Origin of the sequence: Aquabacterium olei (assembly GCF_003100395.1) — a bacterium.
Lineage (GTDB): Bacteria > Pseudomonadota > Gammaproteobacteria > Burkholderiales > Burkholderiaceae_C > Aquabacterium > Aquabacterium olei.
Genome location: NZ_CP029210.1, coordinates 2,432,582 through 2,457,873 on the forward strand (window position 1 = coordinate 2,432,582; position 25,292 = coordinate 2,457,873).

A 25,292-nucleotide genomic window follows, 5' to 3' on the forward strand; every position below is an offset into this window, starting at 1 on the left:
TGGCGCCCCGGGGGGCGCTCCCGCGGCGAACGCGCCGCCCTCTGCCACGGTCGCGGTCGCCCCGGCACCATCCCCGGGTTCGCCACCGGCCTTCGAACAGGTGAGCAGAGGAGCCGAGCGTCAGGACGGGCTGCTGCCTGTCTGGCGCAAGCAGGACAAGGTCTGGCTGGAGCTCAAGCCCGAGATGCTGGGCAAGCCGCTCTTTCTGTCGCCCAAGGTCTCGCGGGGCATCGGCGAAGCGGGCGTATTCGGGGGGCTCATGCACAGCCGCTCGGCCCAGGTCGGCCGCCCCCAGTGGGTCGAGTTCCGCAAGGTGCAGCAGCAGGTGCAGTTGCTGGCCGTGAACGCCGCCTACACCGCGCAGCAAGGCACGCCGCAGGCACTGGCCGTGGCCGCGGCCTACTCGCCCAGCCTGCTGGCCAGCGCCCCCCTGGCCAGTGCCCCGCACGCGGAAAACGGCGCCGTGCTGGTCGACCTCAATGCGCTGATGCTCGGGGACGTGCTGGGCCTGGCCCAGCACCTGCAGCGCCAGTACCGGCAAGGCTATGCCCTCGACCCACGCCACACCGTGCTCCTTCAGGCGCGCAGCGACGCCACAGCCACTGTGTTCGAGGTCAGCCAGCACTTTGCCACGGCCGGCATCAGCGCGGGCAGCACCACGCCCGGCACCCCGGGATCGACCGTGCCCGGTACCGTCCCCGACCCGCGCAGCCTGTTCGTGAACGTGCACTACACGCTCAGCCCGCTGCCGGCCCAACCGATGCCGCGCCGACCCGCCGACGCCCGCGTGGGCTATTTCAGCTCCAGCGTGGTCGACTTCACGCAAGACCTTCGGCGCACGCCGCGCGAGCGCTTCATCAACCGCTGGCGGCTCGACAAGGAGGACCCGGCCGCCCCCTTGTCCGAGCCGGTGCAACCCATCGTGTTCTGGCTGGACCCCAGCATTCCGCAGGCCTACCGCGCTGCCGTGACGGAAGGCGTGCTGGAGTGGAACAAGGCCTTCGAGGCCATCGGCCTGCGCAAGGCCATCGAAGTCCGTACCCCGCCTGCCGACACGCCGTTCGACACGCTGGAAACCGGGCGCGCCTCCATCCGCTGGATGGCCAACAACGAGCCCAGCTTCGGAGCCATCGGCCCCAGCCATGTCGACCCTCGCTCAGGTGAAATCCTCGACGCCGACATCGCGCTGGAAAGCCTGTCGTCTCGCGCCATCCGCACCGCGCGCAGCCAGTACCTGAGCGGGCTGCCGGCACTGCAGGGCCCCAGCAGCCACACCGGGCACAGCCATCCCGATGGCGAACAATGCCAGCATGCCGAACACGCTGCCGAGCAACTCGGCCTGGCGCTCGACGTCCTGGCCACGCGCGGCGAGCTGGATCCTGACAGCCCGGAGGTTGAAGCCTTCGTGCTGGCCTACCTGAAGGACACCACCATGCACGAGGTGGGACACGCGCTGGGCCTGCGCCACAACTTCCGGGCCTCGCGCTGGCGCACCGCCGATGAACTGGCCCATCCCACGCTGGGCGCACGGGCCGGTAACAGCGCCTCGGTGATGGACTACGCGCCCATCAACCTGCCGCTGCCCGGGCAGCCTCGCCCTGCCCCGTTCCAGACAACGCTGGGGCCGTACGACTTCTGGGCCATCGAATACGGCTACAAGCCCCTGCCCGCCGATCCGACCCAGGCTGCGGCCGCATTGCGCGCCATCGCCGCGCGCAGCGCCGAGCCCGCCTGGCGCGAGGCCCTCGCGTTCGGCACGGACGAGGACAACCTGCTGGGCCTCGACCCTCAGGCGCTCACGTTCGACCTGGGCCGCGATCCCGTCGTGTTCGCCCGTCAGCGCCTGGCCATCGTGCGCGACCTGTTCGATCGGCAGGCGCGTCGGTCACCGCAACCTGGCGATGACGCCGCCCTGCCCCGCCGCGCCGTGGCCTATGGCCTGCGCGAGCTGAGCCGCACCAGCCAGATCCTGCTGCGTCAGGTGGGCGGCCTGGTCACCCGCCGCGATGACCCGGCCAGCGGCCGCGACCTGCTGGTGCCGCTGCCGGCCGCCGAGCAGCGGGCCGCACTGACCCTGCTGCTCGATGAACTGCTGGCACCGGGTGCCGTGAGCTTGCCCCCCGCGCTGTTGCGGCGCCTGGCACCGGACTACCTCGACCGCCAGGACCAGCGCGACCTCACGCCACAGCTGACCGACTTTTCGGTGGCCGAGCAGGAGCTGACACGCCAGCGCCTGCTGCTCGACGGGCTGATGGCCGAGTCACTGGCAGAACGGCTGCTCGACAACGCCGACAAGGTCCGAGATCAGGAGCGCCGCCCGCTCACCGTCGCCGAACTGCACCAGCGGCTGCGCGACGCGGTCTGGGCACCGCCCCGGCATCCCGTGGACGCGGCGCAGCGCCGCAACCTGCAGCGCGAGCACGTCAACCGCCTGGCCCAGGCCGTGGTGCGCGGCAACCGGCGCGCCGACGTGCGGGCCGTGGTGCGCGATGAGGCACGGCGACTGGCATCGCGCCTGGCGGCCACAGGCGGCGGCGATGCCATCGAAGCCGCCCATCGCCGAGACTGCCTCGACACGCTGCGCAGCGCGCTGCAGGCCAGCGTGGTGCGCACCACCCCTTGAGGGGCGGGGGGCCAATGCGTCACGCCACCCCATCAGTGTGGGCGGCAGGGGCTTCATTCCAGGGGGACAATAGCGGTTGACCTGACCGCCTGCCCCATGGACCTGCCCACGCTGTTTTCCGAATCCGGCCCCCTGGCCCGCGCCTTTGACGGCTACTGCAAGCGTCAGGAGCAGATCGAGATGGCGCAGGCCATTCAACAGGCCATCCGCGAGGCCCGCACCGTGGTGCTCGAAGCCGGAACCGGGGTCGGCAAGACGGCGGCCTACCTCGTACCCTCGCTGCTGGAGGGCGGCAAGGTCATCGTCTCGACCGGCACCAAGGCCCTGCAGGACCAGCTTTACTATCGCGACCTGCCTGCCGTGCGCGACGCCCTGGCCGTGCCGATCAAGGTTGCGCTCCTCAAGGGGCGCAGCAACTACCTGTGCTGGCATCACCTCGACCGTGCCAACCAGGACGCCACGCTGCTGTCGAGCCGACAGGAAGTGCGCGACCTCGGCATCGTGAACCGCTTCATTCACCTGACGCCCACCGGCGACAAGGCAGAGTGCACCCAGGTACCCGAGCACGCCACCATCTGGGCGCGGGTCACGTCCACGCGCGAAACCTGTCTGGGCAGCGACTGCAAGCACCACGCCGAGTGCTTCGTGGTCAAGGCCCGCCGCGAGGCCCAGGACGCCGACGTGGTGGTCGTGAACCACCACCTCTTCTTTGCCGACCTGATGCTGCGCGAGGAAGGCGTGCCCGAGTTGCTGCCCAACGCGCAGACCATCGTGTTCGACGAAGCGCACCAGTTGCCCGACACCGCCACGCTGTTCTTCGGGCAGTCGGTGTCCACCGCGCAGCTGCTGGATCTGCTGCGCGACACCCTGGCCACCGGGCAGGCGCAGGCCCGCGACGCGGCCAACTGGAACGACGTGCTGGCACCGCTGGACCGCAGCACGCGCGATCTGCGGCTGTGCTTCGGTCCACAGACGCAGCGCATGTCGCAGGCCCAGTTGGGTGAGTCGCACCTGCTGTTTCCGGCGATCGAAGAAGTGCGGGGCGCCCTGCGCGAGGTGCGTGAGGTGCTGGATGCGGCGGCCGACCGCAGTCCCGATCTCGCCCAACTGCACCGCCGCGCCGACGAGCTGCTGCAACGCCTGTGTGCCTGGGGGGGACCGGACAACCCGGCCGAGCCCGTGCTGTGCTGGGTGGACGTGGGCACGCATGGCGTGCAGCTGCACCGCACGCCCATCTCGGTGGCGGACGTGTTCCGCCGGCAGCGCCTGGGTCTGGACACCGACGAGCGCGAGGATGACGAGACCGCAGACCGCGCCGACGCGCTGCCCGACGACCCGGATCATGCGGCGGAACTGGACGCGCTTTTCGACAAGGCCGACGCGCGCGCCGAACCCGGCGCCCAGCCAGAGGATGACAGTCTGGATGAGCTGGATGACTTGCAAGCCCTGATGGCCGGCAGCGAGGCCGTGGAGACGGCGCCGAGCACAACACCGGCGGCGTCATCCGCGAGCACCGAGCGTGCCCCGACCACCGTGCCGCGCAAGGCCTGGGTGTTCACCTCGGCCACGCTGGCTGTGCGCAACGACTTCCACCACTTCACCGAGGCGCTGGGGCTGGAAGACGCACACTGCCAGGCCTGGTCCAGCCCGTACGACTACCCCAACCAGGCCATGCTGTACGTGCCGCACAGCCTGCCGCAGCCCAGTGACCCGGGACACACCGACGCCGTGGTGGACGCAGCCCTGCCGCTGATCCGGGCCAACCAAGGCCGAGCCTTCCTGCTGTGCACCAGCCTGCGGGCCGTGGCACGCGCCACCGAGCGACTGCGCCAGTTGCTGGCCGACGCTGGCGACCCGTATCCGGTGCTGCAACAGGGCGACGCGCCCCGCCCCACCCTGCTGGACGACTTCCGCAAGGCGGGCAACGCCGTGCTGGTCGGCAGCCACAGTTTCTGGGAAGGCATCGACGTCAAGGGCGATGCCCTCACGCTGGTCATCATCGACAAGCTGCCGTTCGCACCGCCCGACGATCCGGTGCTGGCCAAGCGGCTGGAGCTGCTGCAGCAACAGGGCGGCAACCCCTTCATGTCACACCAGGTGCCGCAGGCCATCATTGCGCTCAAGCAGGGTGCGGGCCGGCTCATCCGCAGCGAGCGCGACCACGGCGTGCTGATGATTTGCGACACGCGATTGATCGACAAGCCTTACGGCCGGCGCATCTGGCAGAGCCTGCCGCCGATGCGCCGCAGCCGCGTCCAGCAGGAAGCCATCGACTTCCTGCTCAGCCTGAAAGATCAGGCCGTCACCTGAGCCCGGCTCAGATCTCGAGGTTGTCGATCAGGCGGGTCTTGCCCAGCTTCGCTGCGGCCAGGCAGACCAGGGGCTCGCCCGCGGCCAGTTCGGCATCGGCGGCCGGCAGCAGGTCGCGCTGGCGGCGCACCAGCACGTAGTCGGGCACCCAGCCGCGACCGCGCAGGCCGGCCATGGTCGCTTCTTCCAGCGCCAGCACCGCGCCACCATCCAGCCGACCCGCGTCACGCGCCTGCGTGATCTGCGCACGCACGGCCTGCAAGGCGGCACTGAGCTGGACGGCCTCGGCCCGCTCGGCTTCGCTGAGGTAGCCGTTGCGCGACGACAGGGCCAGGCCGTCGTCGGCCCGCAAGGTCTCGCCCCCAACGATCTCGATGGGCAGGCCCATCTGCCGCACCATGTTGCGGATCACCATGAGCTGCTGGTAGTCCTTCTTGCCGAACACCGCGGCACGCGGCTGCACGAGGTTGAACAGCTTGTGCACCACCGTGCAGACGCCCGTGAAGAACCCGGGGCGGAAGGCGCCCTCCAGGATGTCGGCCAGCTCACTGGGCGGCACCACCTTGTAGCCTTGCGGTTCGGGGTAAAGCTCGGCTTCCGACGGCGCAAACAGGATGTCGCAACCGGCCGCCGTCAGCAGCTCGGCATCGCGCTGCAGCGTGCGCGGATAGGTGTCGAAATCTTCGTTGGGGCCGAACTGCAGCCGGTTGACGAAGATGCTGGCCACCACGGGGCTGCCGCTTTCACCGGCCAGCTCGCGGGCGCGGCGGATCAGGTCGAGGTGGCCGTCATGCAGGTTGCCCATCGTGGGCACGAACACGGGGGCAGCGGGCGCGGCCGACAGCGTGGCACGCAGCTCGGCAATGGTGTGGATGACCTTCATGGGGCGTGGGGCTCAGTAGCCGTGCAGGGTTTCGTCGGGGAAGCTGCCGTTCTTGACGGCCGCGACATAGCGGCGGATGGCCTCTTCAGCCGAGCCGCCCTCGGCGGTGAAGTCGCGTACGAAACGGGGCAGCTTGCCACGGGTCAGGTTCAGCATGTCGTGCAGCACCAGCACCTGGCCGGCCGTGCCCTGCCCCGCGCCAATGCCGATCGTCATGACACCGGGGTTGTCGGTCTGCACATCGCGCGCCACCTGCGATGGCATCAGCTCCAGCACCATCATGGCCGCGCCCGCATCGGCGAGTTCGCGCGCATGGCGGCGCAGCGTGGTGGCACCCGCTTCGTCGCGCCCCTGGATGCGGTAGCCGCCGAGCGCGTGCACGCTCTGCGGGGTGAGCCCCAGGTGGGCACACACGGGCACGCCGCGTTCGGTCAGGAAGTGCACGGTCTCGGCCGTCCAGCCGCCGCCTTCGAGCTTGACCATGTGCGCGCCCGCCTGCATCAGGGCGACGCTGCTGCGCAGGGCCTGCTCACGGTTTTCCTGGTAGCTGCCGAACGGCAGGTCACCCACCACCCAGGCTGCACGGTTGCCGCGGGCCACGCAGCGGGTGTGGTAAACCATGTCGTCGAGCGACACGGGCACGGTGCTGGTGTGGCCCTGCACGGTCATGCCGAGCGAATCGCCCACCAGGATGCTGTCCACGCCGGCGTCGTCCACGAGGCGCGCAAAAGTCGCGTCGTAGGCGGTCAGCATGGTGATCTTCTCGCCCTGTGCGTGCATCTCGCGCAGGCGGTGCAGGGTCACGGGTTTGCGCGCGGGCGCGGCTGTGCTGCTCATGGTCTGTCCTCAGCTGAGGGGGCCCGTGGCCGCCGTCCAGGGTGTCCGGGGCCCGGGCTCCGCCGGAAGTGGCGCGATTCTAGGCCAGGGCTGCAGGCGACGGGGCGGCAAGGCGTCAGACCCTGCGCGCGGCCCCGGCTCACGGCAGGGCTCGGTCGCCCCCCCGTTCAGGCCGGGCGGTAGGCCAGGCGCACGTAGATGGGCGCGAACGCCTCGGCCTGGGTGATGTCCAGCAGGCCTTCCTTGCCCAGCTCCAGCAGGGCGATGAAGGTCACCACCAGCACCTGCGTGCCCCGCGTCACGTCGAACAGGTCGGCGAACTCGACGAAGCGCTGGCCCTGCAGTGTGCGCAGCACGATGCCCATGTGCTCGCGCACCGACAGCTCCTCGCGGGTGATGGTGTGGTGCGTGTGCAGCCGCGCGCGCTTGAGGATGTCCATCCAGGCCTCGCGCAGGTCGGCCAGGGTGACATCGGGATGGCGCACCACCAGGGACGGGTCGGAGTGCACCTGCACCCGCATGAAATCGCGGCCCAGCAGCGGCAGCTGGTCGAGGCCGGCCGCGGCCAGCTTCATCTGCTCGTATTCGATGAGGCGGCGCACCAGTTCGGCACGCGGGTCTTCCGGCTCCTGCCCATCCTCGGAGGGCTTGGGCGGCAGCAGCATGCGCGACTTGATCTCGATGAGCATGGCCGCCATGAGCAGGTACTCGGAGGCGAGTTCGAGGTTGCGCTTGCGGATCTGGTCGACGTAGGCCAGGTACTGGCGCGTCAGGTCGGCCAGCGGGATGTCGAGGATGTTGAAGTTCTGCTTGCGGATCAGGTACAGCAGCAGATCCAGCGGGCCCTGAAAGGCCTCCAGAAAGACTTCCAGCGCATCCGGCGGGATGTAGAGGTCGGTCGGCAGCGAGAACAGCGGCTCGCCATACAGGCGCGCCACCGCCACGTGGTCCACGACCTCGGGCAGACCCTGCTCGTCCAGCGGGGGCGCGGGCAGGCCGCCGTCCGCGTCGGCAGCCATGGTGTCCGGGTTCACCGTGCGGCGAAAACGGTCAGGTGAGCCGGCCGGGCTCAGGCCTTGGTCTGGTAGACGTAGGGCTTCTGGGGCACACGGGCCTCGCGCCAGTCCTGCTGGGCCTCGCGGTCGATGGCCTTGTCCCACAGCAGGCCACGGCCTTCGCGCTGACGGGCTTCCAGCTGGGGGTCACGCTGCTTGAGGCTGTCGATGAACTGCGTCGCGTCGGACTTGTAGGGTTTCCAGAAAAGCGGCATGGACGGTTCCAGTGAAATGAACGTGGAGCAACCCGACATTTTATCGGCCCGCACGGCTCTGGTGTGCCCCGGAACGAGACAATTCGTCCATGCAGGAAATCGAGCTGAAATTCCAGATCCCGGCCGACGCGCTGGACGCCGTGCGGGTCGCCGTGGCCGCCCTTCCCGGCGGCGAGGCGCCGCCGCAGGTGCTGCAGGCCGCCTACTTCGACACGCCGGACCGCAAACTGGCACGCGCCCGGGCGGCGTTGCGCGTGCGACGCGAAGACGACGAGCGGGTGCAGACCCTCAAGGCGGCTGGCGTCAACGCCCTGACCCGGCTGGAAGACAACCGGACGGTGTCCCCCGCGGCCGACGGGCAGGCGCCCTGGCCTGACCTCGCGCTGCACGAGGGCGAAGCCCGCGCCGCACTGATGCGCGATCTGGCCTGGAACCCGGACACCGACCCGCAGGGCGCGCAGACCGGGCTGCAGGCGCTGTACCGCACCGACATCCGCCGGCGTCGCGCCCGCGTGCCGGTCACGGCCGCTGGGCAGACGCTGGGCACGGTCGAGCTGGCCCTGGACGAGGGCTGGATCGAGGCCGGCACGCTACGACGGCCGGTGTGCGAACTGGAGATCGAACTGGTGGACGGCGAGCCCGCCGCCGTGCTCGCGGCCGCCCGGGACTGGGTGACCGCGCACGGCCTGTGGCTCGATGCCCAGACCAAGGCCCACCGCGGCGACCAGCTGGCCCGTGAGGCCGCGTCCGGCACGCCGAGCCCGGTGCCGCCCGTGCGCCGACGGACACCCGCCCCCCGCCCGGGCACGCCCGCCACGCCGGACGCACGTCGGGTGGCCGCGCTGAACGCCGCGCTGGAACAGGTCGGCCTGAACCTCAGCGAAGTGGCTGCGGACGAAACATCGGACGTGCGCGCCTGGGTGCGCGCCGCGGCGGTGGGCTTGCGCCGCCTGCAATGGCTCGCGCTGCCCGACGATCTGACCGGCGAAGTGACGGCGCTGTACCACGCGCTGCGGCCGGCACCGCGGCAACTGGCGTCCGGCAACGAGGCGGTGACGCTGGCGAGGTCCACCGACACCACCCTGCTGCAGCTCGACCTGCTGGCCCGCCTGCTGCAGCAGGTCGCATGATCGCCTGACGCACCACGACAATGAAAAACGGCCCGGGAACACCGGGCCGTTCTTCCTCGGTCAGCGCGCGGGCTCAGCGAATTCGCATGCCGGGCTCCGCGCCCGGGAAGGGCTCGAGCACATACACACCCGGGTTGGCCTTTTCATCGGCGTGCGACGCGGCCAGCACCATGCCTTCGCTCACGCCGAACTTCATCTTGCGGGGTGCCAGGTTGGCCACCAGCACGGTGAGCTTGCCGATCAGCTGCTCGGGCTGGTAGGCCTCCTTGATGCCGCTGAACACGTTGCGGTGGCGGCCCTCGCCCACGTCCAGCGTCAGGCGCAGCAGCTTGGTGCTGCCTTCCACGAGCTCGGCGTTGACGATCTTCGCAATGCGCAGGTCCACCTTGACGAAGTCGTCGATGGTGATGGTGGGGGCGATGTCCTCACCGCCCGGCTTGGGCACTTCCACCACCGGTGCAGGCGGCGGCTCGAACAGCGCATCCAGCATCTTCACGTCCACGCGCTGCATCAGGTGCTGGTAGGTGCCGATGGTGTGGGCGCCCAGCAGCTGCTCGGCGCTGGCAAACGTCAGCGGCTCGACCTTCAGGAAGGCCTCGACGTTGGCGGCCACCGCGGGCAGCACGGGCTTGAGGTAGATGCTCAGCAGGCGGAAGGCCTCGATGCACACGGTGCAGACTTCCTGCAGGCGGGCGTCCATGCCCTCCTGCTTGGCCAGCTCCCAGGGCTTGTTGGCGTCCACGTACTCGTTCACGCGGTCGGCCAGCAGCATGATCTCGCGCAGCACCTTGCCCAGCTCACGGGCCTCGTACTGCTCGACGATGCTGGCGCGACCGGCCTGCAGCGTGGCCAGCAGCTGCTGGCCATCGTCGCCCAGCGACGCGGTCAGCTTGCCTTCAAAGCGCTTGGCGATGAAGCCCGCGGCCCGGCTGGCGATGTTGACGAACTTGCCGATCAGGTCGGAGTTGACCCGGGCCATGAAGTCGTCCTTGTTGAAGTCGATGTCTTCCACGTTCGCATTGAGCTTGGCGGCGATGTAGTAGCGCAGCCATTCGGGGTTCATGCCGATGCTCAGGTACTTCAGCGGGTCCAGGCCCGTGCCACGGCTCTTGGACATCTTCTCGCCGTTGTTCACGGTCATGAAGCCGTGCACGTTCACCTGGTTCGGCAGCTTGCGGCCGCTGAACTTCAGCATCGCGGGCCAGAACAGGGTGTGGAAGTAGGTGATGTCCTTGCCGATGAAGTGCACCTGCTCCACGGCCGGGTCGGCCATGAACTCGTCGAACGAGCGGGCCTCCCCGTACTTGGCCTTCGGGCCGCCGGCTGCGAAATAGCTCTTGAGCGAGGCCAGGTAGCCGATGGGCGCGTCCAGCCACACATAGAAGTACTTGCCCGGTGCCCCAGGGATCTCGATGCCGAAGTAAGGCGCGTCGCGGCTGATGTCCCAGTCGCCCAGGCCGCCCTCGCCGTTCTCGTCCTTGGTGAACCACTCCTTGATCTTCTTGCTGACGGCCGGCTGCAGCTTGCCGTCCTGCGTCCACTCCTGCAGGAAGTTCAGGCAGCGCGGGTCGGACAGTTTGAAGAAGTAGTGGTCCGAGGTCTTGAGCACCGGCGTGGCGCCCGACAGGGCCGAGTACGGGTTCTTCAGCTCGGTGGGCGCGTAGACGGCGCCGCACACCTCGCACGAATCACCATACTGGTCCTTGGCCGCGCACTTCGGGCACTCGCCCTTGATGAAGCGGTCGGCCAGGAACATGCCCTTTTCGGGGTCGAAGAACTGCTGAACAGGGCGCACGTCGATCAGGCCCTGGTCCTTCAGGGCCAGGTAGATGCTCTGCGCCAGCTCGTGGTTCTCCGGGCTGTCCGTCGACGACCAGTGGTCGAAGCTGATGTGGAAGCCGTCCAGATACGGCTTGCGGCCGGCGGCAATGTCGGCCACGAACTGCTGCGGGGTCTTGCCGACCTTCTGTGCCGCGATCATGATGGGCGCGCCGTGGGCGTCATCGGCGCCCACGAAGTGCACCTGGTGGCCCTGCATGCGCTGGAACCGCACCCAGATGTCGGCCTGGATGTACTCCATGATGTGGCCGATGTGGAAGTGGCCGTTGGCGTAGGGCAGCGCGGTGGTGACGAAGAGCTGGCGTGGCATGGTTGCGTGGCAGGCGGCATCCGGGCCCCGGCCGACGCGTCGATGCGACGGACACAAGACCCTGCGTTCAATCTGGAGGGAGTCCGCGATTTTAGGCCGCGCTAGACTGGCCAGCCGGAAAGAATTGCATGCAGTCCACCATGAACGCCCCCACGCCCCTCGAGACCGCCGCCCTTGATGCCCTGCGCACCGTCACCGATCCGCTGACCGGCCAGGACTGGGTGAGCACCCGCCACCTCCAGTCGCTCACCGTCGACCAGGGTGTGGCCCGCGTGGCGATCTCGCTGGGCTACCCGGCGCGTTCGCAGTGGCCGGCCTACACGGCCCTGGTGGAAGCCGCCCTGAAAGAAGTCCCCGGCATCACTGGCCTGGACGTGAGCTGGCGCACCGACATCCGTACGCACGCGGCCACGCGCGGCCAGGCCTTGCTGCCCGGCGTGAAGAACATCCTGGCCGTGGCCTCCGGCAAGGGCGGTGTCGGCAAAAGCACCACGGCCGTCAACCTGGCGCTGTCGCTGGCGGCAGAAGGCGCCCGCGTCGGCATGCTGGACGCCGACATCTACGGCCCCAGCCAGCCCATGATGCTGGGCCTGAGCGGCAAGCCCGAGAGCCCGGATGGCAAGACCATCAACCCACCCACCAACCACGGGCTGCAGATGATGTCCATGGGGCTGCTGGTCGAGAACCAGTCGGCCACCATCTGGCGCGGCCCGATGGCCAGCCAGGCCTTCGACCAGCTGCTGCGCCTGACCAACTGGGGCCATCCGGACGAACCGCTCGACTACCTTGTGGTCGACCTGCCGCCCGGCACCGGCGACATCCACCTGAGCATCTGCCAGCGCTCGCCGCTGACGGCCGCCGTCATCGTGACCACGCCGCAGGACATCGCCCTGCTGGACGCGAAGAAGGGCCTGCAGATGTTCGAGAAGGTCAGCGTGCCCGTGCTCGGCGTGGTCGAGAACATGGCGGTGTTCTGCTGCCCGAACTGTGGCCACCAGGAACACATCTTCGGCGAGGACGGCGGCAAGCGCATGGCCGCGGAGTTCAACGTCCCGCTGCTCGGCTCGATGCCGCTGAACCTGAAGATCCGCCAGCAGGCCGACAGTGGCCAGCCCACGCTGGTGGCCGAGCCGGATGGCGAGCTGGCCGGGCTGTACAAGGCCATGGCACGCCAGGCCGCAGCCCTGATGTCGAAGCTGCCCAAGGACTATTCCAGCAAGCTGCCCGGGGTCACCGTGCAGTCCAAGGCCTGACCTCTGCCACCCCATGCTGCCCCACAGCCCGCCCGCGGTCGATGACGCCTGGTTCGATCTGGTGCCGCTCGCCCTGATCGAGTTTGACGAACAAGGCCAGGTGCGGCGGGCCAACGCGGCCGTCGCGGCGCTGCTGGACGCGCCCCCGACGCCCGGCAGCGACCTGCAGCAGGCCCAGGCTGCCCTGCAGCGACTGTGCGGCTGGGACGCCCCCTTGACCCTGATGGCGCTGGCGGCGGGCGACACCCCCATGCAGGCCCAGGTCACGGTGCCCCGTGCCGGCCAGCCGACCGTCGCCCTCCACAGCCAGGTGTGGGCGACCGACAGCCCGCAGGGCCGCCGCTTCCTCTGCGCCATCCGGGAGGCCGCGCTCACGCGCCCCATTCCTCCGCAGGCCAGCGGGCTGACTGCGCAGCAGGGCCAGCTGCTGTACGAGCTGGCGACCATCCTCGAAAGCTCTCCCGCCGGCATCGCCTACCTGCGCGACAACACCCTGGTGCGCTGCAACCGCCGGTTCGAGCGCATGCTGGGCATCCAGCCGGGCACCATGACCGGCCAGAGCCTCGACGCCCTGCTCGAAAGCGATCCCCGCATCAACCACGTCGTGGCGCGGGCCTCGGCCGAGCTGATGAAGGACGGACAGTTCGAGAACGAGTTGGAGATCAGCGTCCCCGGCCTCACGCCGCGCTGCTACACGCTGTCGATCCGGAGGCTGGGGCAGTCGGTTCAGCCGCTGGAGGTGATCGCCGTCCTGTCGGACGTGACCCGGCTGCGCAACCAGCAGGCGCAACTCGAGGCACTGGGCCGCGACCGCGATCTGATGTTCTCGCTGTCCGGCGTCGGCATCGCGTTCGTCCGCGACGGGCTCATCCAGAGCGCCAACCCCGCCCTCTCGCACCTGATCGACGAGGACGCGACCACGCTGGCCGGCCGGCCGCTGATCAGCCTGTATGCGAACGACACCGACCAGGCCCGTGACCCGGAGGTGATGAGCCAGTTGCGCAGCCAGGGGCACTGGCATGGCGAGCGTGCCCTGCGCCGTGCCAACGGCACCACGCTGTGGACGGAGATGGCCTTGCGCCTGGTGCATGCGCAGCGTGCCGATGAGGGCTTCATCGCCTCGTTCGTCAACGTCGATGCCCGACACCGCGCGGAGCAGGACCTGACGCTGCAGGCCGACCGCACCCGCGCCATCCTCGATTCGGTGTTTGTCGGCATCGTCACCATCGAGCGCAACGGCATCGCCTGGATGAACCGCTCTGCGCGCCGCATGTTCGGCGGCGACCTGGCCGACTTCATCGGCCAGCCCCTGAGCACCGTGGCCACGCCCGACCTCGACCACCCGTTCCGGCTGACCGACTACCTCGACGAGTTGCAGGACGGCCAGTCTCACACCTTCGAATGCCAGGTGGTCGGCCGCGACGGACGTGTGTTCTGGGTGGTGGGCAACGCGGTCGTGACCTACGGCCAGCACAACCGCCGCCAGACCACCTACGCCCTGCTCGACATCGACCGCCGCCGTCAGGCAGAGGCGCAGTCTGCCGAGGCCCAGGCCACGCTGCAGCGCATCATCGAGATGGCGCCCATGGCCATCCAGCTGGTCGATGCCGAACAACTGACGTTGGTGCAGGCCAACCAGGCCGCTGCGGCCTACATGGCCCTGGAGACCGGCTGCGCACTGGGCCGCACGCCCGAGCAGGTGTACGACCCCGACCGGGCGCGCGCGTTGCGGGCCGACATGCAGGCCGCGCTCGATACCGGCGAAGCCATTCACCGCGAATACCTGCTGCAGGCACGCAGCGGCCCGCAGGTGTGGGATGTCAACTACCTGCCGCTGCGTCACGAGGGCGAGGCCACCGACCAGTTGCTCGTGGTCGCCTCGGACATCACCGAGCAGCGGGCAGCCGAGAAGGCGCGGCTGGACGCCGCCATCGCGCAGCGCGAGATGCTGGTGCGCGAAGTGCACCACCGCATCAAGAACAACCTGCAGGGCGTGGCCGGCCTGCTGCAGCAGATTGCCGCCCGCAAGCCCGAGGTGGCCCCCGCCATCTCCGAGGTGGTCGGGCAGGTGCAGGCCATTGCACAGGTCTACGGCCTGCAGGTCGGCACCGGCGGCCCGCTGCGCCTGCACAGCGTGATCGAGGCCATCGCCCAATCGGTCCAGCGCACCTTCGGCCGCCCCATCAGCCTTCAGATGGAGGGGCCACGCGCATGTGACTGGTTGCTGCCCGAGGCCGAGTCGATCCCGATCGCGCTCAGCCTCAACGAACTGCTCACCAACGCACACAAGCACGGGCCCGGCCCCACGCCGCTGCAGTGCATGCTGGTGTCCACCGAGCAGGCCGTGTGCATCGACATCCTGAACCCGGGGCAGCTGCCGCCCGAATTCAGCCTCGACCGCGTACGTGGTGGCGTGTCCGGCCTCGGGCTGGTGCGTGCGCTCCTGCCACGCCGCAGCGCCCGGCTCACGCTCGCGCAGCACGGCGAGGTGGTGCGGACCCGCATCGAACTGAATCCGCCGGGCATCCACCTCGTCGCGCCCCCCCCACCGGTGTGCGCCGAAGGCACTGGTCAGCAGATCACGCTTTGGCCACAATCATGACTTTGCGCGATCGACGGGCAGCCCGCAGAGGACTTGAGTGAATCACAAAGGAAAAATCCTGGTGGTGGATGACGACCGGCTGGTGCTGGCCACCCTGACGCACGGCCTGTCGCAGGCGGGCTATGACGTCATCGACGCCGACAATGGCGACGACGCCATCCTGCTCGCACGCGAACACAAGCCCGAACTGGCGCTGCTCGACATCCGCATGGAAGGCAAGACCGGCTTCGACGTCGCCGCCTACTTGCGCGAGTACTGCCAGATCCCCTTCATGTTCCTGTCCGCTTTTGCCGACGAAGGCACCATCAAGCAGGTCAAGGAACTGGGCGCCCTCACCTACCTGGTCAAGCCGCTCGACATCCAGCAGATCGTGCCGGCCGTCGAGGCCGCCTTTGCCAACCGCGGCCAAGCGCGCAGCACACCGGGCGAGCAGGCCTCGCCCCTCAGTACACCCACGTCGGCTTCCGACCCGCTGCACGACCCCGTGCCCTTGGCCATCGGCATCGTGATGCACCGCCATTCGGTTTCGCGCAAGCAGGCGCTTGAGCGCCTGGCGCAGCAAGCGCGCGCGGAAGACCGGCCGCTGGAATCGGTGTGCGAACGCTTGCTCAATGCCCAGGAAGTGCTGGCGGGGCTGGGCTCGCTCTAGGCTCTGCCGCGCGCGCCGGTGTCTGACTCGGTCAGGCCAGTTCGCGCACACCCTGGCGCGCCAGGGCCGCTTCGCTCAACGTGAAATAGAAGCAGGCGCCTGCCCCTGGCCGTGCCTCAGCCCACACGCGGCCACCATGGCGACGCACGATGTTCTGCACGCCCGCCAGGCCCACCCCCGTGCCAGGAAAGTCCTTGGCGCTGTGCAGGCGCTGAAACAGCCCGAAGAGCTTGTCGGCGTGCTGCATGTCGAAGCCGGCGCCGTTGTCGCGCACGAAATACACCGGTGGATCGGTCGCCGGCATCATGCCCACTTCCACGCGCGGTGCCTCGACCTTGGCGCTGTACTTCAGCGCGTTGCCGATCAGGTTCTCCATCACGCGGCGCATCAAGGCGGGGTCCGCCATGACGCGCAGCCCATCGGTCACGCTGAGGCTCACCGGCGACCGGGACGGCACCAGCAGGGCCAGTTCGCTGCCCACCTCCCGCGCCATCGTGCTGAGGTCGATCTCCTCGCGCGCAACCTCCGTGCCGGCCAGTTGCGCCTGCCCCAGAATCGCGTCGATCATCCCGTTCATGCGCGCCGAGGCCGCCAGCACGCGCTCCAGATGGTCATGCCCGACGCGATCCAGAAAGCGTCCATAGTCTTCCTTGACGATGCGCGTGAATCCTTCCACCACGCGCAACGGCGCCCGCAGATCGTGGGACAGCGCATAGCGCAGGGCCTCCTGCTCGGCTTCCGACATCGCCTGCGGTGCGGCGGCGAGGGCGCCGCCCGTCTGCTGGTGTGGCAACACCAGTTCGATCACACCGTGGAAGCCCAGCAACCGGCCGTCGGACGCGTAGCGCGGCGCCCCCTGAACCCGGCAGACCTCCGCCCGGTCGGCTTGTCCCAACATGCGCAAGCCGGGCGGCACGGGCACCGTCAAGGCACCAGGCCACCCGTCACCCTGCGCCATGCAATGCCGCATGCGCGCCAACTCGGGGTGGTGCTGCCACACCTGCTCATCGCCCCAGCATTGCCACCAATCGGCGCGCTGCCCGAGTAATTCGGACAGGGCATTCCAATCTGTGCCGTCGACGCCACGCGCCGGAGATTTGAGTGCGAGCAACTTGTGGGCTTCATTGGTTTGCCAATACCAGCCGGTCAGCCATTCACGCCAACGGTCGCCGAGGACTTCCTGAGGCGAGACCTGAATTCCGGAAACGCCCGGGGGGTATTTCGGACCCTCCTGCCACGGGCGCCGTTGCAGGCCGAGCCAGCCTGCGCAGACCCAGGCAAACACCCACAAGGAAAATGCCCAGGCTGCGCTGTCGAGATAAGCGAGAACAAGCACGCCGAAGACGGCCACGCCCATCCACCCTGCATACCAGGGCAGCCGGTGCGATAAACCGGCTCTCTTGCTCGGGGTCGAATCTTCGGGGCGCGCCATCGAAATCATTGTAAGGACCCCCCGCAGGGGGTTTCTTCCGCTGGTTGCAGATTTCACGAACGGGTTAAAGTCGACGTGAAGACTGCCACAGACTGCGGCAGTATGAGAACGCTTATCGCTTCCCCGATACCGTGCTTTCACCATGACAAGGCAATGCCCCAGAACACGCCCACGATGCGCCCGACCCGGACCATGATCCTGTTGTTCATGGGCCTCGCTCTGCTCGTGGCCGCGGGCTGGCTGGGCGGACTGTCGGGCGTGGGCCTCATGCTGACCGCCGTGGCTGCGGCCGGATTGGGCTACGCCGCGCGCCACCGCGCCGACACCACCGCCGACCCGGACTCGATCGGAGAGGGCAGCGGGCTCACGACGGTGGCCGCCGACTCGCACGCCCCCACGGTGCCGGCTGAATCCGGCGACCTCCTCGCGCTCAGCCAGCGGGTCGTCGAAGGGGCCCACGCGGCGCCCAGCCTGCCACAGGCGCTGTACCGCGTCGGTCAGGCGCTGAGTGAGGCGCTCGGCTCGCCCTCCTGGATCTGCCTGCGCGTGGAGGGCTGGAACGGTGAATCGGCCCTGCTGCGACCGTGGATGGACACGGGAAACGACGGCGACGACGTCATCGACGTCACGGCCATCGCCACCGCGCACCGGGATGACCGCCCCCTGGGGCTGGCCCTGGGTCAGCTGCGCCCCATCGTCAGCGACCTGCCCGCCCAGGCGCAGCCGCCCTACGCCTGGCGCCCCGCCGGCACGCGCCGTGTGCTGGCCCTGCCCGTCGCCATCGAAGGCTGGCCGCTGGCCCTGCTCGAGTTCGACGACCCCGGCCCGCAGGCCGCGGCGATGACCCGTGTGCTGGATATCGCAGCCATCCAGCTTGGCTTTGTGGCCCAGCGCGACGCCAACCTGGCGCGCATGGCCAGCCATGCCGAGCACCTGGGTCGCCTGGGCCTGGTCGCATCGCGCATCAGCAGCGGGGTGGCCATCACCGACCGGGACGGGGTGATCGAGTGGATCAACTCCGCCTTCGTCGCACTCACCGGCTGGCCTGAAGAGCAGGCCCTGGGCCGCAAGCTCACCGATCTGCTGGCCGATGAGGTGACGGACAACGCCTGCATCACCGAGTTGCAGTCGCACCTCGCCCGCGGCGTGCCCTTCCGCATGTCGTACGAATCGCGGCGCGACGGCGGCCCGGACGCCAGCCGCTACTGGGGCGAGATCGATGCCATCCAGATGCTCGACGAGGCCGGCGGCCGCAGCCAGTACGTCTGCCTGTTCAACGACATCACGCGGCGCAAGGCCCAGGAGCACGTGCGCGAACAGGAGCGCGAATTCCTCGAAGCCCTGCTCGGCAACCTGCCCGTCAGCCTGTTCGTGCTGGATCCGGTCAACCTGAACGTGGTGGCCATCAACCGCTACACCGAGGTCGAGTTCCACCTCGAGCGCGACAAGGTGGTCGGCGGCTCGATCGCGGTGGCGCTGGGTGAAGGCGGCCTGGACGTGGCCCGCCCCTTCATGGAGGAGGCGATCGCGTCAGGCGAGACCGTCGAGCACGACTTCACCTGGCACAGCCCGGCCGGCGAGAAGGTCGTCAACGCGCGGCACTTTGCCCTGCGCCATGGCAACGGCATGCCGCGGCTGCTGATCTCGCTGGTGCGCGACATCACGTCGGCGCGCCAGGCCCAGGCCGACCTGGAGGAGTCGGAGCGCCGCTTCCGCGAGCTGGTCGAGTCGATGGACGACGGCGTGTACGTCGCCACCGAGCGCCGTGCAAGCTACCTGTACCTCAGCCCGCGCACCCAGGCTCTCTACGGGCTGAGCGCCGATGAGATCCATGCCGCGCCGCACCGCCTGCGCACCATGGTCGTCGCCGAAGACCAGCCCTTGCTGGCCGAGCAGGAAGCGCGAGAAACGGGGGAAGCGGGCGAGGCCTCCACAGATGCGCTGCTGCGCATGATCGTGCCCGGCAAGGGCATGCGCTGGATGCGCCACCGCACCCGCGCGCGGCGCCTGCCTGATGGTCAACTGCGGCTCTACGGCCTGGTCTCCGACGTGACGGAGGACCACAACCAGGCGCTGGAGCTGCAGCGCGCCCGCGATCTGGCCGAAGCCGCCAGCCTGGCCAAGAGCCAGTTCATGGCCAACATGAGCCACGAGATCCGCACCCCCATGAACGGCATCCTGGGGATGACGGAATTGCTGCTGGGCACGCCGCTGAACGACAAGCAGCGCCGCTTTGCGCAGGCGGTCTACCGCTCGGGCGAGAGCCTGCTCGAAATCATCAACGACATCCTCGACTTCGCCAAGATCGAAGCCGGCAAGCTCGAACTGGCCACGAGCGATTTCGTGCTGCGCACGCTGGTCGAGGACACGCTCGAGCTGATGGCCCCCCGCGCCCATGAAAAGGGCCTGGAACTGAGCTTCCGCGAGCAGCCCAGCCTCCCGTCGGTCATCCACGGTGACCCGCTGCGCCTGCGCCAGATCCTCACCAACCTGGTGGCCAACGCCATCAAGTTCACCGAGCACGGTGAGGTCGTCGTCGACATTCGCCGTGCCATCGGACAGAGCAGTTCGAACGCGGCCGCCACGCAGATCGAACTCGAGTTCATGGTGCGCGACACCGGCATCGGCATCCCGCAGGACATGCTGCCGCGATTGTTCAGTGCCTTCGTGCAGGCCAACACCGGCATGTCGCGACGCTACGGCGGCACCGGCCTGGGCCTGGCCATCTCCAAGCAGCTGGTCGAGCTGATGGGCGGCACCATCGAGGCGCACAGCGCGCCCGGCGTGGGCTCCGAGTTCGTCTTCCGCATCCCCGTGCGGGTGGGCGACACCCAGGCCGACATGGCCATGCTGGAAGAGCCCGACATGCCCGCCTTCCACGTGCTGGTGGTCGACGACAACGAAACCAACCGCACCGTGATCGAGAACATGCTCACCGCGTGGGGCATGAAGGTCACCCAGGCGACCAACGGCCGCGAGGCGCTGGACATCCTCACGGCGGCCGGCTGTCCCGACGGCACCTTCGACCTGGCGCTCGTCGACATGAACATGCCGGAACTCGATGGTCTCGGCCTGGCCGAGGCGCTGAAGGACAGCGGGCGTCACCCCCACCTGAAGATGGTGCTGCTGTCGTCGGTGTCGTCACCCGACGACGTGAAGCGGGCCCACGAAGTCGGATTCCAGCGGTTCGTGCCCAAGCCGCTTCGCAAGGCCGAGTTGCGCCAGGCCATCCTGGGCATCACCGCCGAACTGGGCATCGACAGCGGCGCCGACCTGCCCCACCTGGGCAAGCACGTGCTGGTGATCGAGGACAACACCGTCAACCAGGAAGTGTGCAGCCAGATGCTCAAGCGCCTGGGCTGCGACGTGCGGGTGGCCAGCTCCGCCCTCGAGGGGCTGCGCAAGCTCGGCGAGCACCGGTTCGACCTGGTGCTGATGGACATCCAGATGCCCGGCATGGACGGCATCGAGGCGCTGACGTGGTTCCGTCGCGGCTCCACCACGCGCTTTCATTTCGTCACCCCCAGCCAGACGCCGGTGATCGCGGTCACCGCCAACGCGCTGGAAGGCGACGAACAGCGCTTCCTGAGCCTGGGCTTTGACGACTACCTCTCCAAGCCCTTCCGTCAGAGTCAGCTGCAGAAGATCCTCATGGAACACACGCAGCGTGCCGACGAGGCCACGCCCGCAACGCCAGAATTCCCAGCGGAAAGGGATTCAAAGGCGACAACCGAACCGGTGTCCCCCGCCCCCTCGCCGACACTGGTATACAACCCAGCGACCGTGAACCCTGTTTTGCCCACCGGCTCGCCCGACCACCCCTCGGAACCGCCCTCCACCGCTGCCGCAGCAGACGCCGACGCCTCCGTGCTTGATGCCGAGGCGCTCAAACGCCTGCGCGAGCTCGACCCACGCGGCGACAACCGGCTGCTCGAGCGCGTCGTGGGCGCGTTCGAAACCTCGGTCAGCCGGATGCTGCCCCAGCTCGAAGATGCCATGCGCGCACAGGACCAGACCGCAATCCTGCATGTCGCGCATACACTGAAGTCTTCGTCGGCCAGCATCGGCGCGCTCAAGTTGTCGCAGCTGTGCGCCGAAATCGAGCACATGATCCGGCGCCAGACAGGAGAAGACTTGAACCCACGCATCCGCGAGATCCCCGCAGAGACGGAACGGGCGCTGCGCGGGCTTCGTGCCCTGATGGAGTCGGCGAGATGACGTTCGGCTCGCACTTCGCGCCGGACGATCCCGACGAACAACCGCGGGTGCTCCTTGTCGACGACGACGAGGTCAACCTGCTGCTGACGTCAATCGCCCTGCGTGAACGTGGCTTTGCCGTGACCGAAGCGGGCAGCGGCGAGCAGGCCCTGCAGATGATTGCCGACTACCTGCCTGACGTGGTGGTGCTGGACGCAGTCATGCCCGGCCTGGACGGGTTCGCGACCTGCCAGGAACTGCGGCAGCTCCCCGGGTTCGAGACCATCCCGGTGCTGATGCTCACGGGGCTGGATGACGAGGCGTCCATCACACGCGCCTACGAGGTGGGCGCGACCGATTTCTTCGTGAAGAGCACGCAGTGGAGCTTGCTGGCCGGCCGGCTGCGCTACCTGCTGCGCGCCGCCCGGACCCGCACCGAACTGGAGCGCAGCAAGTTCAAACTGGCGCGCGCCCAGGAACTGGCCCGCATGGGCAGCTTCGACTGGCGCCGCGGCGTCGGCGATCTGGTCTTTTCGCTGGAAGGCCTGCGCGTGTTCGGCCTCGGTCCGTATGACCGACTGGGCCTGCGTCGCATCATCCGCATGATGCCGCCCGAGGATCAGAAGGGCTTCCGCCGCATCCTGCGCGAGGTGCTCAACCACGGCACCGTGCTGTGCAACGACATCCAGGTCAACCTGATGGACGGTCGCCAGCGCATCCTGCACATCGAGGCCGAGCCCGAGTTCAACGAGCTGGCCAACATCATCGGCTACACCGGCATCGTGCAGGACGTGACAGACCGCCGCATTGCCGAAGACAAGATCAAGCACCTGGCCAACTTCGACACCCTGACCGGGCTGCCGAACCGCCGCCAGATCTTCTGGCGGGCCGAGCGCGCCATTGAACACGCCAAGCGCCAGAACCATTGTGTGGCCCTGCTCCAGATCGGGCTGGACCGCTTCAAGATCATCAACGAGAACCTCGGCCACCATGCCGGCGACGAACTGCTGATCGAAGTCTCACGCCGCCTGCGCAACTGTGTGCGCCATTCCGACCAGATCATCGAAGGCGGCATGGAGATGCTCGGCCAGCGCACCCATCGCACCCTGGAAGCGGTGGGCCGCCTGGGCGCCGACGAGTTCGTGGTGCTGCTGCCCGAGGTGGGCACCGACGCGGAGGCCATGGCCACCGGTCAACGCCTGCTGGACGCGCTGCGCGAGCCCATGATGGCCGCGGGGCAGGAATGCTTCATCACGGCCAGCGTGGGCGTCGCGGTGTTTCCGGGACACGGCCTGAACGTGCCCGACCTGCTGCGCCACGCCGACGTGGCCATGGACCTGGCCAAGACGCAGGGCCGCAACGCCGTGCAGATGTACGACCCGCAGCTGGCCAGCAAGGGCCGGGTTCGACTCGACCTCGACACCGCCCTGCACAAGGCGCTGGAGCGCCAGGAGCTGGTGCTGTATTACCAGCCGAAGATCGACGTGCGCACCAGCCGCATGGTGGGCGCGGAGGCGCTGATGCGCTGGCGGCGCAACGGGCAGCTGGTGCCGCCCGGTGATTTCATCCCGCTGGCCGAAGCGACCGGCCTGATCAACAACATGAGCCTGTGGGCCATCGGCGAGGCGGCCCGCCAGGCCCGCGCCTGGCAGAACGAGTTCGGCTTCGACTCGTCCATCGCGGTCAACCTGCCCAGCCGGCTGTTCGAGCAACCCGATCTGGTCGAACGCGTGGAAAGCATCCTGGCCCGCGAAGGGGTCACCCCGCGCGCCATCGAGCTCGAGATCACCGAAACCGGCCTGATGAAGGACCTGCAAGGCGTCGTGCCCTCCCTGCACCGGCTCAACCAACTCGGTACGCAGATCTCGATCGACGACTTCGGCACCGGTTACTCTTCGCTCGCCTACCTCACCACCCTGCCGATCAGCGAGCTCAAGATCGACCGCTCCTTCGTGCACGACCTGGGCGACACCCCGCAGAGTTCGGCCGTGGTGTCGGCCATCATCGCGCTGGCCCGCGCACTCGGTTTGCGCGTCATTGCGGAAGGCGTGGAGCAGGAGTCGCAAATGAAGGTGCTGTACGACCTGGGTTGCCACATCTGCCAGGGTTTTCTGTTTGCCCGCCCGATGCCCGCGCATGAACTGAGCCAGTGGGTGCGCGACTCGCAGACCGTCAACCTGCTGCCCCGCATCACCGACGACGAGCCCACGCACGACGGCCTGTCGCCCCCTTCTTCGCATTGAACCCCATGTCCATTCCCGGCAAGACGACCGAGGGGCAGACGCCTGCCCTGCTGGCCAAGGCCGCGCTGCGCCGCCTGGCAGAGCAACGCCTGGAACCCACGCCCGACAACTTCCGCCAGGCCTACGAGGCTGAAGGCGGCCTGCCGTCGCAGCCTGCGGCGGTGGCCGCCGACCTGGCCGAACGGGATCACGATGAAGGCGAGCGCTGGTCGACGCTGATCTCGCGCGTGGTGCGGGGCGCCGAGCGAGGTGGACGCCAGTGGACGATGGCGCGCAAGAAGGAAAGCCTTCAGCGCGTGCTGGAAGGCAGCCGGGGCTCCGGCACGCGCCTGCACCAGCGCCTGGGCCAACTGATCGCCAGCTGGGACAGCGACACGCTGGACGCCACGCCGCTGGAGGACACGGCCGATGGCGTGCCGGCGGCTGCGACCGCGCCAGTGGCATCCGTTGCCGCGAACGTGGCCCCAGATGCGGCACCGCGCACGCCCGCCGCAGAGACCTGGCCTGTCGTGGCCAGCCATGCCGTCGCGCAGCTGGGCGACACCGCCGTACAGGCACTCCAAGGCCCGGGCGTCCCGCAGGCCGAAGCGACCCAGGCCTTGCGCCAGGCCCTCACGCGGGCACAGCAATCCGCCGGACTGCCGCCGCACGAGGTCAATGCCCTGCAGGTCGAGCTGACGCAAGCCTGCAATCAGGCGCGCCGCATCATCGACCACCGCCATCTGCTGACCTCGCAGCTCACGCAGCTGGTGAGCGCACTCACCGACAGCCTCGTTGACTTGGCCGAGGACGAGAGCTGGGCACAAGGCCAGTGCCTGGCCATGCGGCACCAGATCTCCGAAGGCCTCAACCGCCGCGGCATGGACCACATCCAGGCCTTGCTGGCTGACACCCGGCAACGCCAGCGTGTGCTCAAGTTCGAACGCGAGCAGGCACGCCAGGCCCTGAAATCGCTGATCCACCAGATGCTGCAGGAGCTGGCCGCACTGGGCCAGACCACAGACCGCTTCCAGGACAACCTCGGCCGCTACGCCGACACCATCGGCGCGGCCGACACCTTGCAGAGCCTCGCCGGGGTGGTGCGCGAAATGGTGGCCGAAAGCCGGGCCGTGGCCTCCGTGGTGGCTGACACACAGCAACGCCTGCACACCGAGCACAGCCGCGCCACCGAGCTCACGGCCCGCGTGCGCGAGCTTGAAGACGAGATCCGGCAGCTGTCGGCCGAGGCCGCCACGGACCCGCTCACCCAGGTCGCCAACCGCCGCGGGCTCGAGAAAGCCTTCGAGGCCGAACGCTCACGCGTGGACCGCTCGAACACGGCACTGGTGGTCGCTCTGCTGGACGTCGACAACTTCAAGAAGCTCAACGACCAGCTCGGCCACAACACGGGCGACGAAGCCCTGCGCTTCCTGGCGCGCCGCGTGAGTGAATGCCTGCGCCCCGTGGACGTGGTGGCGCGCTACGGTGGCGAAGAATTCGTGGTGATGCTGCCCGACACCTCGCTGGAAGAAGGTCAGGCCGCCCTCACCCGCCTGCAACGCACGCTCAGCGCCGAGTTCTTCACGCACGACGACAAGAAGGTCTTCATCACCTTCTCGGCCGGCGCCACGCTCTACCGTGCCGGCGAATCGATGGAAGCGGCGCTGGAGCGCGCCGACCTGGCCTTGTACGAGGCCAAGCAATCGGGCAAGAACCGAACCTGCGTCGGCTGAAA

General features: G+C 68.6%; 15 protein-coding genes. 9 read left to right on the forward strand and 6 right to left on the reverse strand.

Features of this window, described 5'->3' with window-relative positions:
- Nucleotides 1-100 precede the first annotated feature (100 nt).
- The gene (locus DEH84_RS10950) at nucleotides 101-2,623 is read left to right on the forward strand and encodes a zinc-dependent metalloprotease (RefSeq protein ID WP_159098933.1); all 2,523 of its coding nucleotides are present in this window, start codon (nucleotides 101-103) and stop codon (nucleotides 2,621-2,623) included.
- Between the two features lie 96 nt (nucleotides 2,624-2,719).
- The gene (locus DEH84_RS10955; protein WP_109036886.1) at nucleotides 2,720-4,933 is read left to right on the forward strand and encodes an ATP-dependent DNA helicase; all 2,214 of its coding nucleotides are present in this window, start codon (nucleotides 2,720-2,722) and stop codon (nucleotides 4,931-4,933) included.
- Nucleotides 4,934-4,940: 7 nt separating this feature from the next.
- On the opposite strand, the gene panC is transcribed toward DEH84_RS10955, so the two are convergent.
- The 4 genes from panC to DEH84_RS10975 form a co-directional block, all read right to left on the reverse strand.
- Nucleotides 4,941-5,816: a pantoate--beta-alanine ligase gene (panC, locus tag DEH84_RS10960; protein ID WP_109036887.1), complete on the reverse strand. Its 876-nt coding sequence runs from the start codon at nucleotides 5,814-5,816 to the stop codon at nucleotides 4,941-4,943.
- 12 nt (nucleotides 5,817-5,828) lie between these two features.
- Entirely contained in the window at nucleotides 5,829-6,653 is an 825-nt protein-coding gene (gene panB, locus DEH84_RS10965) for a 3-methyl-2-oxobutanoate hydroxymethyltransferase (protein ID WP_109036888.1), read from the reverse strand.
- A gap of 167 nt (nucleotides 6,654-6,820) precedes the next feature.
- Entirely contained in the window at nucleotides 6,821-7,672 is an 852-nt protein-coding gene (locus DEH84_RS10970) for a segregation and condensation protein A (protein ID WP_109036889.1), read from the reverse strand.
- A 50-nt stretch (nucleotides 7,673-7,722) separates the two neighbouring features.
- Nucleotides 7,723-7,923 carry a DUF3460 family protein gene (locus tag DEH84_RS10975; RefSeq protein WP_109036890.1) on the reverse strand — a complete coding sequence of 67 codons (201 nt, stop codon included), beginning with the start codon at nucleotides 7,921-7,923 and terminating at the stop codon, nucleotides 7,723-7,725.
- Between the two features lie 89 nt (nucleotides 7,924-8,012).
- Here DEH84_RS10975 and DEH84_RS10980 point away from each other — a divergent pair, with 89 nt between their 5' ends.
- Nucleotides 8,013-9,053 carry a CYTH domain-containing protein gene (locus DEH84_RS10980; protein WP_109036891.1) on the forward strand — a complete coding sequence of 347 codons (1,041 nt, stop codon included), beginning with the start codon at nucleotides 8,013-8,015 and terminating at the stop codon, nucleotides 9,051-9,053.
- A 73-nt stretch (nucleotides 9,054-9,126) separates the two neighbouring features.
- Here DEH84_RS10980 and metG read toward each other — a convergent pair whose 3' ends face one another.
- Nucleotides 9,127-11,202 (reverse strand): methionine--tRNA ligase, encoded by a 2,076-nt coding sequence (metG, locus tag DEH84_RS10985; protein ID WP_109036892.1) that lies wholly within the window; start codon nucleotides 11,200-11,202, stop codon nucleotides 9,127-9,129.
- Nucleotides 11,203-11,330: 128 nt separating this feature from the next.
- Here metG and apbC point away from each other — a divergent pair, with 128 nt between their 5' ends.
- The 3 genes from apbC to DEH84_RS11000 are packed head-to-tail and all read left to right on the forward strand — an operon-like array spanning nucleotide 11,331 to nucleotide 15,706.
- A complete protein-coding gene (gene apbC, locus DEH84_RS10990; protein ID WP_245932564.1) occupies nucleotides 11,331-12,455 on the forward strand; it encodes an iron-sulfur cluster carrier protein ApbC in 1,125 nt (374 codons plus the stop codon).
- Between the two features lie 13 nt (nucleotides 12,456-12,468).
- A complete protein-coding gene (locus DEH84_RS10995; protein ID WP_109036893.1) occupies nucleotides 12,469-15,057 on the forward strand; it encodes a PAS domain-containing sensor histidine kinase in 2,589 nt (862 codons plus the stop codon).
- Between the two features lie 37 nt (nucleotides 15,058-15,094).
- A complete protein-coding gene (locus DEH84_RS11000) occupies nucleotides 15,095-15,706 on the forward strand; it encodes a response regulator (protein ID WP_109036894.1) in 612 nt (203 codons plus the stop codon).
- 31 nt (nucleotides 15,707-15,737) lie between these two features.
- Here DEH84_RS11000 and DEH84_RS19135 read toward each other — a convergent pair whose 3' ends face one another.
- On the reverse strand, nucleotides 15,738-17,138 hold the full coding sequence (locus DEH84_RS19135) for a sensor histidine kinase (protein ID WP_159098934.1): 1,401 nt from the start codon (nucleotides 17,136-17,138) through the stop codon (nucleotides 15,738-15,740).
- A gap of 174 nt (nucleotides 17,139-17,312) precedes the next feature.
- On the opposite strand from DEH84_RS19135, the gene DEH84_RS11010 reads away from it, so the two are divergent.
- Genes DEH84_RS11010 through DEH84_RS11020 form a run of 3 tightly spaced genes read left to right on the forward strand, consistent with a single transcriptional unit; the run spans nucleotide 17,313 to nucleotide 25,290 of the window.
- Nucleotides 17,313-21,356, forward strand: coding sequence for a response regulator (locus DEH84_RS11010; protein WP_159098935.1), 4,044 nt, complete (start codon nucleotides 17,313-17,315; stop codon nucleotides 21,354-21,356).
- Nucleotides 21,353-23,578 carry a putative bifunctional diguanylate cyclase/phosphodiesterase gene (locus tag DEH84_RS11015; RefSeq protein ID WP_109036896.1) on the forward strand — a complete coding sequence of 742 codons (2,226 nt, stop codon included), beginning with the start codon at nucleotides 21,353-21,355 and terminating at the stop codon, nucleotides 23,576-23,578. Before DEH84_RS11010 ends, DEH84_RS11015 begins: the two co-directional genes overlap by 4 nt.
- Nucleotides 23,579-23,583: 5 nt before the next feature.
- Nucleotides 23,584-25,290 (forward strand): GGDEF domain-containing protein, encoded by a 1,707-nt coding sequence (locus DEH84_RS11020; protein ID WP_109036897.1) that lies wholly within the window; start codon nucleotides 23,584-23,586, stop codon nucleotides 25,288-25,290.
- Nucleotides 25,291-25,292 lie beyond the last annotated feature (2 nt).